12 protein-coding genes are annotated in these 13,384 nt (G+C 64.0%); 5 read left to right on the top strand and 7 right to left on the bottom strand.

The annotated features are described in order from the left end of the window. Positions 1-643: 643 nt before the first annotated feature. A complete protein-coding gene (locus AC629_RS15100; protein ID WP_084805506.1) occupies positions 644-1,126 on the bottom strand; it encodes an anthrone oxygenase family protein in 483 nt (160 codons plus the stop codon). A 95-nt stretch (positions 1,127-1,221) separates the two neighbouring features. Here AC629_RS15100 and AC629_RS15095 point away from each other — a divergent pair, with 95 nt between their 5' ends. The 3 genes from AC629_RS15095 to AC629_RS15085 all read left to right on the top strand — a co-directional run bounded on the left by AC629_RS15095 (position 1,222) and on the right by AC629_RS15085 (position 3,681). Next, positions 1,222-1,899 carry a TetR/AcrR family transcriptional regulator gene (locus tag AC629_RS15095; RefSeq protein ID WP_084805505.1) on the top strand — a complete coding sequence of 226 codons (678 nt, stop codon included), beginning with the start codon at positions 1,222-1,224 and terminating at the stop codon, positions 1,897-1,899. 72 nt (positions 1,900-1,971) lie between these two features. Next, positions 1,972-3,144, top strand: coding sequence for an acetylornithine deacetylase (gene argE / locus AC629_RS15090; protein ID WP_084805504.1), 1,173 nt, complete (start codon positions 1,972-1,974; stop codon positions 3,142-3,144). A gap of 240 nt (positions 3,145-3,384) precedes the next feature. Beyond that, positions 3,385-3,681, top strand: a complete 297-nt coding sequence (locus AC629_RS15085; protein WP_084805503.1) for a GIY-YIG nuclease family protein — start codon at positions 3,385-3,387, stop codon at positions 3,679-3,681. A 116-nt stretch (positions 3,682-3,797) separates the two neighbouring features. Here AC629_RS15085 and AC629_RS15080 read toward each other — a convergent pair whose 3' ends face one another. Next, positions 3,798-4,856 carry a phosphotransferase family protein gene (locus AC629_RS15080; protein WP_084805502.1) on the bottom strand — a complete coding sequence of 353 codons (1,059 nt, stop codon included), beginning with the start codon at positions 4,854-4,856 and terminating at the stop codon, positions 3,798-3,800. 133 nt (positions 4,857-4,989) lie between these two features. After that, complete coding sequence (locus AC629_RS15075) at positions 4,990-6,225, bottom strand: acyl-CoA dehydrogenase family protein (RefSeq protein ID WP_084805501.1); 1,236 nt, start codon at positions 6,223-6,225, stop codon at positions 4,990-4,992. A 212-nt stretch (positions 6,226-6,437) separates the two neighbouring features. Between AC629_RS15075 and AC629_RS15070 the strand changes: the two genes are divergently transcribed. Continuing rightward, a complete protein-coding gene (locus AC629_RS15070; RefSeq protein WP_084805500.1) occupies positions 6,438-7,100 on the top strand; it encodes a TetR/AcrR family transcriptional regulator in 663 nt (220 codons plus the stop codon). 75 nt (positions 7,101-7,175) lie between these two features. Here the strand turns inward: AC629_RS15070 and AC629_RS15065 are convergent, their stop codons facing one another. The 3 genes from AC629_RS15065 to AC629_RS15055 form a co-directional block, all read right to left on the bottom strand. Next, positions 7,176-7,568, bottom strand: coding sequence for a RidA family protein (locus AC629_RS15065; protein ID WP_084805499.1), 393 nt, complete (start codon positions 7,566-7,568; stop codon positions 7,176-7,178). 96 nt (positions 7,569-7,664) lie between these two features. Further along, a complete protein-coding gene (locus tag AC629_RS15060) occupies positions 7,665-7,880 on the bottom strand; it encodes a hypothetical protein (RefSeq protein ID WP_084805498.1) in 216 nt (71 codons plus the stop codon). A gap of 124 nt (positions 7,881-8,004) precedes the next feature. Then, the gene (locus AC629_RS15055) at positions 8,005-10,527 is read right to left on the bottom strand and encodes an autotransporter outer membrane beta-barrel domain-containing protein (RefSeq protein ID WP_084805497.1); all 2,523 of its coding nucleotides are present in this window, start codon (positions 10,525-10,527) and stop codon (positions 8,005-8,007) included. Positions 10,528-10,858: 331 nt separating this feature from the next. Between AC629_RS15055 and AC629_RS15050 the strand changes: the two genes are divergently transcribed. Next, on the top strand, positions 10,859-11,782 hold the full coding sequence (locus AC629_RS15050) for a helix-turn-helix domain-containing protein (RefSeq protein WP_168195494.1): 924 nt from the start codon (positions 10,859-10,861) through the stop codon (positions 11,780-11,782). A gap of 5 nt (positions 11,783-11,787) precedes the next feature. On the opposite strand, the gene AC629_RS15045 is transcribed toward AC629_RS15050, so the two are convergent. Beyond that, positions 11,788-12,666 (bottom strand): beta-keto acid cleavage family enzyme, encoded by an 879-nt coding sequence (locus tag AC629_RS15045; RefSeq protein ID WP_084805495.1) that lies wholly within the window; start codon positions 12,664-12,666, stop codon positions 11,788-11,790. Positions 12,667-13,384: the final 718 nt, after the last annotated feature.

The raw sequence follows: 13,384 nt of genomic DNA, 5'->3' as shown, positions 1-13,384 counted from the left end.
GCCCGTTCGCACATTCTGGCAGATTTTCAGGACACAAGGGCGCAGGGAAGACCGGGAGCCGGCTGGCTCCCATGGACCGCCATGCCAAGAGCAGATTGCGCTACAATGCACGGTGGGAAACAGGGCAACCGGAGACATCCCGGCCTTCCCTGCGCGGATGGTTGGAACGGCTTATGTCGCGCTCTCCCCGGAGAGCGATGCACTATTGCCCCCGTCACCTCGCGGATGGCTGACGCGCGCGGTCCGGTCGGGCCGCAACATCACCGCAAGACTTGACGCACAGACTCCGGGCGCCAGGACCACACGATTTTGGCCGTACGCGGATCACACCGGTCGTGCGCGCGAGGTCTCCGCTCACAGTCGCCTGCCCTGCGAAGCCAATCGCGCCGATATGGCCCACGTCCACCGCCGTCCGGCCCGCGTGTCGTGACGATCGCGATACGCCCCTCCTCCTCGGGCCGGAGTGAGGCGACAGATACGCCATTTCCGAAATTCGGTAAAGCGGAATATATTTGGTGAGGTGCGTTGACCGATGGTTTGGGTGTTTTGCCCGTCGGGCAACGCAAGGTGTTGTAGCCCGGTGAGCGAAGCGATATCCGGGATTCCTGTCGCGGCTGTCCCGGGTATCGCTTCGCTCACCCGGCTACGAAGTGAGCGCCGCGATAAACAGCGCGCTCGCCACCGCCGACGTGACCGTGCGCACGTGGTTCCAGAACGTCCAGTCCTTCAGATACGTCGCCCACAATGCACTTGCCTCTGGCCCTAACGGCCCCACGGCAGCGAGCGTATTGTTGAGCGGAACATTGAAGACCATCGTCACAACGAACATGCCGATGACGTAGAGTCCGCCGCCGACGATCATGCTCACCGCCCCCGGCTCGCCGACGCGCATCGCGCCCATCACAACCAATACCGCGCCCGCCATTGTCGTGCCGAGGAAGAGCGGCATGAACAGCGAGCGCACGATGTCGACATTGATCGCGTTCATCGCCGCGATGCCGGCGGCCTGATCGAGGCGGCCGAGTGCGATCATGATGAAGGTCGAAAAAGCGAAATAGATGCCGGCCAGGAGGCCGCAGCCGATCGCCGAAAACCAGAGAAGCCCGGTCGTGAAAACCTGACGCATGCCGCACCTCCTCAGAATACGATAATCTCTCGTATTTGATAAATGCGATAAACTCCCTTATTTTAACCGTCAAGCACTATCAGCGGGAACTACGGATGCCGGAACGGAAAGGCAGGACGGACAAGAGCACGCGCCCGGCAGCGCGGCGCACGCCGCTGGTGCCGACGCAGGAGCGAAGCCGGGAGCGCTTCGATCGCATCCTGACCGCTGCGGCCGAGATCCTCACCGAGAAGGGCAGCGACGCCTTCCGCATGAGCGACATTGTCGAGCGAACCAGCATCGCCTTCGGCTCGCTCTATCAATATTTCCCGGACAAGAGCGCCGTGATCGGGACGCTGGCCGAGCGCTGCAATGCCATCGGCCGCGACTGCGTCCAGCGCGACCTCGCCGAGATGAAGAGGCTGTCCGACCTGCACGCCACGCTGTGCCGCATCACCGACGGCTATGAGCAGATGTTCCGCGAGCATCCGGTGATGCATCACATCTGGCAGGCGACGCAGGCCGACAGGACGCTGCAGAAGATCGACGAGGACGACGTCGCGTTTCTCGCCGGCCTGCTCTGCGACGCTCTGCGACGCGTCGCGCCAAACGTCCCGGCGGCCGCCCTAGCCTCCTTCTCGCAATTGACGATGGTGCTGATCGCCGCCGCGGTGCGCCACGCGCTCATCCTGCCGCCTTCGGAGGGCCGCCGGTCGCTCGCGCTGTTCAAGCAGATTCTGCCGCATGACCTGGCGGCCGTGGAACAAATCGCAGGCAGCAAGGCCAGGCGCTGACATTTGCCCGTCAGGAGAAGCTGTTGCTATGCTGCACGCGCCGGCAAACCTCCTCTTTTTCCGTGACCTCTGATGCAAAGCTCAAGACCCGACCGTATCCGCAAGCTGCTCGCCGACCTCGTCGGCTTCGACACAGTCAGCGACCGCACCAACTTGCCCCTGATCGCCCATATCGAGGGCTATCTCGCCTCGCTCGGCGTCAACGGCGAACGCATTGTCGACGAGACCGGGCAAAAGGCTTCGCTTTGGGTGACGATCGGACCCGAGGATCGCCCCGGCCTCGTACTGTCGGGCCACACCGACGTGGTGCCCGTCGCGGGCCAGGAGTGGAGCCATGATCCGTTCGAGCTCGTCGAGCGCGACGGCAAGCTCTATGGCCGCGGCACCACCGACATGAAGGGTTTTGTGGCGGTGTGCCTCGCCATGGTTCCGGAGATGCTGGAGGCGAAGCTCGCAACGCCGATTCATCTGGCGATCTCCTATGACGAGGAGATCGGCTGCGTCGGGGTGCGGCCGATGCTCCGCGAGGTCGCGAAAAAGCGCGTGAAGCCGCTCGGCTGCTTCGTCGGCGAGCCCACGCAGATGCAGGTCATCATCGGCCACAAGGGCAAGCACGGCGTGCGCGCGACCTTCAGGGGGCTCGCCCGCCACTCCTCGATCGCGCCCGATGGCGTCAACGCCATCGAATACGCCGCCGAGATGATCACCGAGATCCGCCGCCGCGCGGTAAGGCTTGCGGCCGCGGCGTCGCAGGACAGCCTCTACGACGTTCCGCACTCGACGCTGCTGACCAGCATCGTGCACGGCGGTGCGGCGCTGAACATCGTGCCGGATACCTGCACGGTGGATTTCGAATGCCGCGGCATCGGCATCACCGAGTCCCGGCAGGTGACGGATGCGATCATCGCCTGGACCAAGGCCGAACTCGAGCCGGCGATGAAAGCGAAGCATCCGGAGTGCGGCATCGATTTCGAGGAGATACTCGATTATCCCGCGCTCGACACAAAGCCCGACGCCGCCATCGTCACGCTGGCCAAGAGTCTCGCCGGCCGCAACGACCACGCAAAAGTCGCCTTCGGCACCGAGGCCGGCCTGTTCGTCAGCATGGCCGGCGTGCCGTCCGTGGTCATCGGCCCCGGCTCGATCGCGCAGGCGCATACGCCGGACGAGTTTGTGGAGATGGCGGAGCTGGAGAAGTGTGCGGGGTTCGTGGAGAGGCTGATCGCGTATTGTGCGGCGTCGTGATTGGAGTTCGCAATTGATTGGGTCCCGGCTCTGCGCAGCAGCGTTGCACGCTGCAGCGCGTCCGGGACACGAGACGAACCTACGACTACGGAATTGGCCGCGGAGGAAACACCGGTCTCATGTCCCGGACGCAGTGCGGCACGAAGTGACGCGCTGCAGAGCCGGGACCCAGAGCGCTTGGCGACAGCATCGAAACATGCCGCCCTAGGTGGTGTCGCTATCAGCGCTGGTTGCAGAGCCATGTCGTTCTTCGTTTACATCCTTGCGAGCAGACGAAACGGGACCCTCTATGTCGGAGTCACCAACGACCTCGCTCGCAGAATGACGGAGCACAAGGCCAAACTCATACCCGGCTTCACGCGGCAGTATGGAGTAAGCTTGCTCGTCTATTTCGAAACCTTCGAGTCAGTACTCGAAGCTCGCGCGCGCGAACATACGCTGAAGCGCTGGCGACGCGATTGGAAGCTTAAGCTGATCGAAGATCTCAATCCGGACTGGCGCGATCTCACGGACGAGCTGAATACCTTGGCGACGTAACTGGGTCCCGGCTCTGCGGAGCAGCACTTCGTGCTGCACCGCGTCCGGGACACGAGAGACGCGCAAGCACCACAAAGAAAAAAGGCGCGGCCTCGACAGCCGTGCCTTCGTTATTCCTAAACCGCGCCTGCCTTCTGCGCGTATTCCCATGAGGCCTTTGACAGCGGCACGGTGCGCTTGGCGGATTCGAGCGCCTTGGCATTCGCCGCGGTGCCGTCGCGGACGCGGCCGGCGATGCCCTGGGTGATGCCCGCGAGGCGGAATAGATTGTAGGCGAAGTACCAGTTGAGATCCGGCACCGTCATCTTGGTGACATTGCAATAGATCTGCGCGGCTTCCTCCACGCTCGGGATGTTGAGCGCCTTGAGGTCGGCGCCCTCCAGGCCCGGCATGATCCACTGCATCAAGAGATAGGTGAAGTCGGCCATGGGATCGCCGAGCGTCGACAGCTCCCAGTCCAGCACGGCCTGCACGCGAGGTTCCGTCGCGTGGAAAATCATGTTGTCGAGTCGATAGTCGCCATGGACGATGGAGACGCGCGCCTGATCCGGCACGGTCTTCGGCAGCCATTCGGCGACCTTCTCGAACTCCGGAATGTGTTGCGTTTCGGAGGCGCGATACTGCTTGGTCCAGCGGTCGATCTGGCGCGCGAAATAGTTGCCGGGCTTGCCGAAATCGCCAAGGCCGATCGCGACGGGATCGTACATGTGGAGCTTGGCCAGCGTCTCGATCTTGCTGGTGAAGATCTTTCGGCGCGCGTCGGCATCCTGGCTTGGCAGCGTCGGATCCCAGAACACGCGGCCCTCCTCCATCGACATGATGTAGAAGGCGGCGCCGATGATGCCATCGTCCTGGCAAAGCGCATAGGCGCGCGCGACCGGAAAGCCCTGCTTTCCAAGCGCTGCGATCACGCGGTATTCGCGATCAACCGCATGCGCCGACGGCAGCAACTTGCCGAACGGCTTTCTGCGCATCACGTAGGAGCGCTTCGGCGTGTTGAGCCGATAGGTCGGGTTGGACTGGCCGCCCTTGAACTGCAGGACGACCAGCGGGCCTTCAAAGCCTTCGACGTTGTCGCGCATCCAGGCCTCGAGCCGCAGCTCGTCGAAACGATGCCGCTCCTCGACCGGCTTGGTGCCCGAGAATTCTTCGTCTTTCCTGACGCCGTCAGCCACGGTGACGCTCCCTCTTCAGTCTGAGCATGATCCTAATCGGTAACCGCTGGCGCACTTGCGTCAAGCGGTCATTCCGAATGCGGATCATGCCCTGTCGTTTCTTCAAATCGGGAGCGCCGCAGGACTCTCCCTCTTAATGCTTGGGAGAATTTGCATACTTCCGAACTTCGAGCCTTGCAATGGCGCGATTGTGCACCTCGTCCGGACCGTCGGCGAGCCGCAGCGTGCGGATGCCGGCATAGTCCTTGGCAAGTCCCGCCTCGTCGGACACGCCCGCGCCGCCGAAGGCCTGGATCGCTTCGTCGATGATCTTCAGCGCCATGTTCGGCGCTGCGACCTTGATCATGGCGATCTCGGCCTGCGCGGTCTTGTTGCCGACCTTGTCCATCATGTCGGCAGCCTTGAGGCACAAGAGGCGCGTCATCTCGATGTTGGTGCGGGCTTCGCCGATGCGCTGCTCCCAGACCGAATGCTCGACGATCTTCTTGCCGAAGGCGGTGCGCGACATCAGCCGCTTCACCATCTTCTCAAGCGCTTCCTCGGCCTTGCCGATGGTGCGCATGCAGTGATGGATACGGCCCGGTCCGAGACGGCCCTGCGCGATCTCGAAGCCGCGGCCTTCGCCGAGCAGGATGTTCTCCTTCGGCACCCGCACGTTTTCGAGCAGCACCTGGGCGTGGCCGTGCGGCGCGTCGTCGAAGCCGAACACCGGGAGCATCTTCTCGACCTTGATGCCGGGGGTGTCGAGCGGAACCAGGATCTGCGACTGCTGCTGATGCTTGGCCGCGTTGAAATCGGTCTTGCCCATCAGGATCGCGATCTTGCAGCGGGGATCGCCGACGCCGGACGACCACCATTTGCGGCCGTTGATGACGTAGTGATCGCCGTCCTTCTCGATGCGGGTCTCGATGTTGGTGGCGTCGGACGAGGCGACTGCCGGTTCCGTCATCAGGAAGGCCGAGCGGATCTCGCCGTCCATCAGCGGACGCAGCCATTTGCGCTTCTGCTCCTTGGAGCCGTAGCGGATGAACACTTCCATGTTGCCGGTGTCGGGCGCCGAACAGTTGAACACTTCCGAGGCCCAGGAGATGTGGCCCATCTGCTCCGACAGCAGCGCGTATTCGAGATTGGTCAATCCCGCTCCGCGGAATTCGTCGTCCTCATGCTCGCTCGGCGGCATGAACATGTTCCAGAGGCCTTCGGCCTTCGCCTTCTTCTTGAGGTCTTCCAGGATCGGGATGACCTTCCAGCGGTCGCCGCTCTTGTCCTGCTCGTTGTAAACAGGCACGGCCGGACGCACGTGCTTGTTCATGAAGGACTGCACGCGGTCGAGCCATTCCTTCTGCTTGGGCGACATATCGAAGTCCATGGGACGCTCCTCGGTCTCGCTTTGAAAGCCTGTTTTGCGCCGGACTGTCCTCCCGCATCGCGCGGCCCGCAAGCGCGAATGCGTGCTTTGCGAGCCCCGGAACCCGTTCGCGAATTGCGAACGAGTCTCGATTGCGGATTGACTTTCTCCGGCCTTCAAACGATAGTTTCATACAAGTGTTTGAATTGCAACTCCCTCCCCTGAGGGCACCCATGGCCAGCGATCATACCCGGTCTGCCATTCTCGCCGCCGCCGAACGGCTCTACGCCGATCGCGGCTTTGGCGACGTGACGATGCGCGACATCGTCGCGGAGGCCAATGTCAACCTTGCGGCGGTGAACTATCATTTCGGCTCGAAGGACGAGTTGATCGCGGAGCTGTTCGTCACCCGCTCGATCGCGACCAACCGCGAACGTCTGCACGAATTGAAGGCGGCGGAAGAGCAAGGCGGCGGCCGCGCACCGATCGAGGTGATCCTGCGCGCGCTCGTCGGCCCGACATTGCGCGGCTGCCTGGGACCTGAGAACCAGCGCTCCACCGCGGCACGCTTCATGATCCGGGCGTCGATCGAATCCGTGCCGCCGATCCGCCGCATCAAGAACCGCGAGATCGATCACTTGCGGAAGTTCGTCGGCGCGATGCGCCGCTCCCTGCCCGACCGCAGCGACGTCGATATCTACTGGGGGCTGAATTTCGCGCTCGCGATGGCGCACCACACCATCCGCGAGAGCGAGCGGCTGACGAAACTGTCGGAAGGCAAATGCGATCTCGACGACGTCGAGGACGTCGTCGCGCGCGTGGTCAGCGTGGCGACGATGGCGCTGACGGCGGGACGGACGGAGACAAAGGCGCCGTCAAGGCTTGCTGCGCGTTAGCGCAAGTCCGTCGCCACGCCGACGCTACGCTCCCTCGCCCGTTCTTACGGGGCGAGGTAAAGTAACTGACAGCCCTCACGTCATCGCGATGCAGTCGATCTCGACGTCGAACGGGCCGAACCATTCCGGCGTGCAAACGAAGATCCGCGCCGGCGGATCATGCGGGAAGTAGCGCGCATAAACCGCATTGAACGCGGCGAAATGTCTTGTGGAGGTGCAGTAGACGTTGCACTTCATGACGTTGTCGAGGCTCGCGCCCGCCGCCTCCAGGCACAGCTCCATCTGCTCCATCACGATCTCGCTCTGCCGCTCGATCGGCACAGACGCGATCTCGCCCGTGTCCGGGTCGAACGGCGGCAGGCCGGACACAAAAATCATGTTGCCGGCGCGCGTCACTGGCGAGGCCGGCGCCTTCCACCGATCGAGAAATGTCGAGATCGGTTCGACGCGGAGCGCTTGGCGTTTCATGGGCGGCCACCATCGGTTCGAGCGAGAGTGGCGCCTTGCTACATCATCTTGCAGCCGGCATGTTTCGCTTCTGACCGAAGTGTGCGCGCCAGCGGGCTAAGCCCGCTGCGGCATCTCCTCGGCCTCTTCTTTGGCGAGCAGCAGCAGCATCTCGATGCCCATGTCGCCTTCCTGCGGCGAGCGGATGAATTTTATTTCGTCGGCGCTTTGCCGCAGCGCGGCAATGATGGCGACAGCCTGATTGGCCGTTGCCGCCTCGGTCGCCAGAATTGCCTTCTGGTCCTTGGCCTGAAACCCGATCGTGTAGGACATGCGCTTCCCTCCCAAACCCAGTGGAGGGATGGAATCAGAGTCGCGCGCGGAGCGGAAGCCTGTGCGAGTACGGATCGGGATTCCGCGCAAGCCTCGGGAAAGCCGCGCGGGCGTCACGCTGACGTCACCAACTTATCCGCAACGATCCGGTTCCGGCATAGCTCTGGCTCACATTCGAGAACTCACCGGTGAAGCGCGCGGACAGTTCCGACCAGGCGTTCAGCACGAGGCGCGAGCCGAGCTCAACGCGGCCCGCGTCGCTTGCCGCACGCGCGCCCTCGACGTTGAAGCCGGCAACCGGCAACGATATCAGCGCTGCGGTGACGCTGCGGGTCGGCGAGAACTCGTGCACCCAGGCGACGTTGGCGAACGGCATCCACATCAGGCCGCCTCCGAGGTCGTAGCGCGCATCGAACTTGCTGCCGAGGAACAGCGGCAGCGACGACACGTTGCGCGCGGTATAGCTGAGGCCGAGCACGCCGGGCCCTGCGCCGGTGACGCTGGTCTCGGTATAGCCCGCCTGCCATAGCCTTGCGGCCTGCATCGCGGCGAACGGCGTCACCGCGACTGTGTTGAAATCGTAGGTGTGGCCGATCTCCACCCGTCCGCCGAACTGGTCGCTACCGAACGATCCCTTGGCGATCTCATCAGGGCCGACGCCGGCAATGGTGCGCGTCGTCGAATTGTTGAAATGGCTGTAGGCGAGCTGCGCGGACACGTAGGTCGCGCCAAGACGCTGCATCGCATAGGCACCGACATGGGCGCCGTCGAGCCGGCCCGAGGTGGCGCGATCGTCAACATTGAAGGTGGCGCTGGAGCCGCCGGCGGCGATGCCGACCAGAAGGTCAGGATTGACGAGGCGATCGACGCCGACCGCGCCGCCGCCGATCCGGTCGCTGAAACCGGCACTGCCGGTCGCCGCATCGCCCGTAAGCGACTGCCCCGCGCCGAAACCGGAGGCCCAGGCGTGCCATTGCGGCTGCACGAGCGGCGGTGCCTTCAGGGCGTTGAACGCCGAGGTCACCGGCCGGGCCTCGGCATAGCCGAGCGCGCCCGATCCCGCCGCACCGCCGCGGCTGCCGGTGCGCCAGGCGTTCATCTGACCGTCCATGGTCTGGCCGAACATGGCGGCAGCGGCAAAGGCGGTGTTCTGGGTGCCGCTGGTGCCCTCGCCCGAAAGCTTGTCGAGCACGCCCACCGATCCGGCTGCCAGCAGCTGCGAATAGAACGCTGCCGCCGTGCCGGTGAGCGCCGGCGAATAGCCGGCCTCGAGTGCGTTGCCGACCGCGCGCTGGTTGGCCGTTTCCCCTGCAACCGCACCAAATCCCTGGCGCGCCAGGGTCACATCGACGGAGTTGGCGTTGTAGGTCGCAGCTGCCGTGAAGAACGCGGACGATGAGGTGACATTCGAGAACTGCCCCGTCACCGCGCCTCCGCTCAGGACCACGTTCGTATAGGTCGTCGTCGACTGATAAAGGCCCGCCTGCACCACGGCACGGAAGGTGCCGCCAAGCTGGGCGGCATCCACGGCGTAGAGGCCGTCCCGATTGCCGGCACTGTCGACGCGGAGGGCGAGAACGCCCTGCCCGTTCTGGATGAACGTGCCGCCGAAACCGATATTGGCCGGAAATAGCGGCGTCGCCGGATCGGTAATGATGATGAGCCCGTTGTTGGTCAGGCTGTTGCCGGTGCCGATCACGGTCATGGCGCCGTCGAGCGTCCCGTTGTTGGTGATGACGTTGCCCGTCGTGCCGAAGGAGAACAGGGAAGAGCCGTTAGCGGTGGCCTTTATGAGGCCGCTGTTGACGATCGTATTGCCGCTGCCGGCGAGGCCGACCGCGATGCCGTTAATGCCGGTCGCGATGATGGTGCCGCTGTTGGTCACGGTATTGCCGGTGTCCCACACACTGAGGCCGACGCTATTGATGCCGACGGCAGTGACGGTTCCGCTATTGGCGAACGAGTTGCCGGTCATCAGGAAGACGGCCTGACCATTGGTGCCGGTGGCGCTGCCCACCGTGATCGTCCCGGAGTTCTGGATGGTGTTGCCGATGCCGTTGCCGGCGATGCCGGTCGAGCCAGTGCCGGTCATGGTGATCGAGCCGGAGTTGGTCACCACGTTGCCGGCGCCGAGAACGTCGATACCGACGCCCGTGTTCGTCGCGCCGCTGATCGAACCCGTGTTCGACACCGTGCTGTTGCTGCCTTGCATGAACATACCGGCGGCATTGGAGCCGATCGCGATCGTGCCGGTATTGGTGAAGACGTTGTTGTCGGTCCCCGCCATGCCGAACGCGTTGTCGCCGACCGAAATCGCACCGTTGTTGGTCGCGGTGTTGCCGCTGCCGAGATTGATCGCGTTGACGTTCGAGGGGACCGTGATCGAGGCGCCGGACTGAACGGTCACGGCCAGGTTGGTCTCGACGCCAGTGCCGAAGCCGGTGCCGCTCGCCCCGCTACAGGTGACGACATTGCCTGCCTGCAAGCAGGCGGCCATGGCCGGCGCCGGCGCCAGGCTGGCGAAGGCGACCACCGACAGGGACGCAGCGATCGTCAGCCCTGCCCAAGATCGGCTCAAGGACTGCCGCGCGTCAAATGTCGCCTGTGGCCGCAGCCCATGGCGCGTCCGGCCGATCGTCGTTTTCATCAGTCATTCCCGAGTCTTGCAGCTCAAAGTCTTGCAGCCGAAGCAGCCGCGCGGCCCACTTGACCCGGGGAGGTTCTGACTGTCTTGGCCTCGGCGGCACCGCATCAGCTCATGCGGCACAGCTGTGAGTTTTCTTCAAATACCTGTGGCCTTCGCGCCACCATCTCGCGGAAAATATCGTCCTAGACGGAACGGCTTCGAACGCAAAGACGCGACGGCGCGTCCAAGGGCTCGACGCGATGTTTTCTGGCGGGGGCCAATGCAGAACACGGGATCGCTTCGGCGCGCACGAATCTCTACTGACGCTTTTCCGGAAGCAAGGCGGCTTCAGATGTGGCGCGAAGTCTATGGGCGCGGCATCGCCACCGTCGATATCGAGCCGATCGGAGACACCCCGTTCCACGCGGACGTGACCTTCAGCCAGCTCTACGGCGTCAGCATCGCCTCCGGCTCGCGCTCGCCGGCGCATTACCGCGCCTCCAGGGAGCTCGCGACGAGAGCCAAGGATCTCATCGTCGTGAGCGTGCTGCGCTCAGGCCGTGCCAGCGCCACCCAGTTCGGCAGGGAGCTGATCTCCGGCGTCGGCAGCGCCAGCGTGATCGCCCCGCTCGATCCCTCGACCAGCACCATGCTGACGGAAGGCAGCTTCGTCACCTTGCTGTTGCCTCTGCCGACGATCGCGCGCCGTGCTCCGCACTATACACAGGCGTTCGGCCGGCCGATTCCGAGCTCCAACGCCGCGCTGCGCCTTCTGACCCGCTACGTCGACATCGTCGCCGCCGACGGCTCGGCGACCGATCCGGCGATCGCGCGCAGCGTATCCGAGCACACGCTCGACCTCGCCGCGCTCGCGCTCGGCGCCCATGGCGACCATGCGGAGTTCGCACGCTCGCGCGGCGGCACCGCCGCACGGCTGACCGCGATCAAGTCGGACATCCTGAAGGCGCTCGGCGACAGCGGGCTTTCGACGGAAGCCATCGCGATCCGCCACGGCATCTCGCCGCGCTACGTGCGCAAATTGTTCGAGCAGGACGGCTCGTCGTTCTCGGCCTTCGTGCTCGCCGAGCGGCTGGCAAAGGCCCACCGCATGCTGGTCGACCAAAGTTTTGGCCATCTCAACATCGCGCAGATCGCCCATGAGAGCGGCTTTGGCGACGTCTCATACTTCAACCGCGCCTTCCGCCGCCATTTCGGCAGCCGCCCTTCCGATTTTCGCGAGGCGGCGAAATGCGTGTGGCGCGAGCAGCGCGAGTAGCAGCCTTACGCCAGCCCCAGCATGGCGCGCGCGTCCTCTGCTGTCGCGACCGTCGCGCCGAGGCTCCTGAGGATGCCTGCGGCATGGGCGACCAGCTCGGCATTGGTCTTCGCCAGCACGCCCTTCGACATATAGAGATTGTCCTCCATGCCGACGCGGACGTGGCCGCCGAGCAGCCAGGCCTGCGCCACCATCGGGAATTCGGCGCGTCCAATGCCGAAACCGGACCAGATCGCGCCTGATGGCAACAGGCTGCGGGCATAGAACATCGTCTCCGGCGTGGCGGAGAAGCCGTACTTCACCCCGAGCACGAGGGAGAACAGGCCCGGCCCCTTCAGCGTGCCGTCGGCGAACATGTCGCGCGCGAGATGGCAGTCGCCGGAATCAAACAGCTCGATCTCGGGCAGCACGCCGGCGGCCTTCATCCGCTCGGCCATGATGCGGACGTTGCGCGGCGTGTTGATCACGACCTCGCCGCCGGAATTCATGGTGTTGAGGTCGAGCGTGCAGATGTCGGGCTTGAGCAACTCGATATGCTCGACGCGCTTTTCCGGCTGGATCAGCGTGGTTCCGGGACCGGCAACGCGGGGATCCTCGACCGAGGGCACGAAGCGCCCGCCGGGACCGGTCGTGAGGTTGATGACGAGGCTCTTGTTGCGGGCGCGGATCTTCTCCACCACCTCGCGGTAGAGGTCGATCGACATCGAGGGCCGGCCGGTCGCGGGGTCGCGCACATGGATGTGGGCGATGGCAGCGCCGGCCTCGGCCGCTTCCAGCGCGGATGTCGCGATCTGCTCTGGCGTGATCGGCAAGTAAGGCGACTGCTCGGGCTTTGTCAGGTTGCCCGTGATCGCGCAGGTGATGATGGTCTTACCAGTAGTCATGTGAAGTGCCCCTTGCCCGTATACTCAACGCGACCGCTGCCCTCTTCCTTCTCCCCTTCCGGGAAAGTGTTCAGCGGAAATAATCTAGCTGATGCGTCGTCATAAACGCCTGAAGAATCTCAAGTAGAATGCTGCGAACACCAAGACAATGCCAACATTCACCATCAGTCGTTCCCAGAAGCGGTTTCTGAAGAACGCTAGATCTACACTGACTATCACGCTGCCATCACCACGGCGTAGAGCGCGCCAGCTACTGGTCTGCCCATTTTCGTACCCTTCGGCGGCGTCCCTCGTTGAGCCTGCCGCACCGTCGCGGTGACGGCAAGTGAACATCAGATGGCGCGGCGCCGAAGGGCATTCCTCGGCACGCGCTGGCTCGGGCGGCACGCGGACGCGGCGTTTGCCGGGATTGCCCTTGAGCAGGCGGAGATGTGGGTGTTCAGGCGGCGGACCGGGCACGAGAGCCTCCTTTCCGGCCGCAGCGGGACGAAATCTACCGCAGTTTTCGTCAGATCGGGCGAGGTCCGTGTGTGAGGTCATAGCGGAAGTTGAGCTCAGCGCGGGCATATCGCATTTTGACTATGTCCAGGAGAATGGCGACCCGGTCATGCTCGTGCACCCGCTTACCGCCGACCATGCAAGCTAGCATCGCGACCTCGGCGACTGCAGCCGATGACTTGAACCATTTCGCCAGCCAAAACCACAAACATAGCGGAGA

The organism is Bradyrhizobium sp. NAS80.1, assembly GCF_001908205.1.
Lineage (GTDB): Bacteria > Pseudomonadota > Alphaproteobacteria > Rhizobiales > Xanthobacteraceae > Bradyrhizobium.
Note: the sequence above shows the minus strand (reverse complement) of the source record. Positions and strands in the feature narration are given on the sequence as shown.